The organism is Streptomyces phytophilus (assembly GCF_013870535.1).
In the GTDB taxonomy this organism is placed as follows: Bacteria; Actinomycetota; Actinomycetes; order Streptomycetales; family Streptomycetaceae; genus Streptomyces; species Streptomyces phytophilus.
Genome location: NZ_JACBXC010001570.1, coordinates 1 through 1,222 on the forward strand (window position 1 = coordinate 1; position 1,222 = coordinate 1,222).

1 protein-coding gene is annotated in these 1,222 nt (G+C 75.7%); it reads left to right on the forward strand.

What is annotated here, in order from left to right:
• Nucleotides 1-1,222, forward strand: a 1,222-nt coding sequence (locus H5J30_RS34305; RefSeq protein ID WP_181791720.1) for a condensation domain-containing protein, incomplete at both ends; no start/stop codon positions are given.

The following is a 1,222-nucleotide window of genomic DNA, read 5'->3' on the forward strand; positions in this document are numbered from 1 at the left end:
GAGCGCCACCGGCTGGTCGTCACCAGCCACCACCTCCTCATGGACGGCTGGTCGATGCCGGTGCTGCTCGGCGAGCTGTCGGCGGTGTACGCGGCGGGCGGCGACGTGCGCGGGCTGCCCCCGGTCACGTCGTACCGGGAGTATCTGGCGTGGCTGCGCCGGCAGGACAAGGACGCCGCGCGTGCCGCCTGGCGCGCGGAGCTGGCCGGGGCCGACGAGCCGACGCTCGTGGCGCCCGCCGACCCGGGCCGGCTGCCGGTCGCGCCGGAGAGCCTGATCGCCGAGATTCCGCAGGAGCTGTACGGGGGGCTGATCGCGCTCACGCGCGCCCGCGGCCTGACGCTCAACACGGTCGTGCAGGGCGCGTGGGCGATGGTGCTGGCGCGGCTTGCGGGGCGTACGGACGTCGTGTTCGGCGCCACCGCTTCCGGGCGGCCCGCGGAGCTGCCGGGCGTCGAGTCGATGGTCGGCCTGTTCATCAACACCCTGCCCGTGCGCGTCCGGCTCGACGGCGCGCAGCCGGTGGACCAGATGCTCGCCGCCCTCCAGGACCGGCAGTCCGCGCTCGGCGCGCACCAGCACCTGGGCCTGCCCGAGGTGCAGCGGCTCGCCGGTGCCGGCGGTGTCTTCGACACGATCGTCGTCTACGAGAACTACCCCCTGCCACCCGAAGGCGCCTCCGCCCCCGACACCTTCGCGGTCCGCATGGCGGGCGGCCAGGAGGCGGCGCACTACCCGCTGACGCTCGTCGCCGCCCCCGGCGAGCAGATGAGCTTCAAGCTCGACTACCGCCCCGACCTGTTCTGCCGCGCCGAGGCGCAGACGGTCTTCGAGCGGCTGGTGCGGGTCCTGGAGCAGATCGCCGCGGATCCCGCCGCGCCCGTGGGCAGGATCGACATGATCGCCGCCGCGGACCGGGCGCGCGTGGTGGGGGAGTGGAACGCCACCGCGGCCCCGCTGCCGGGGCCTTCGGTGCCGGAGCTGTTCGCCGCGCACGCCCTGCGGTCGCCGGACGTGCCCGCCGTGACCGACGGCCCGCGGACGCTGTCGTACGGGGAACTCGATGCCGCCTCGGGGAGGTTCGCGGCGCATCTGGCCAACGCCGGGGTCCGCCGCGGCGACCGGGTCGCCGTCGTCATGGAGCGGTCGGCCGACCTGCTCGTGGCGCTGCTCGGCGCCTGGAAGGCGGGCGCGGCCTACGTGCCGGTGGACCCCGGCCACC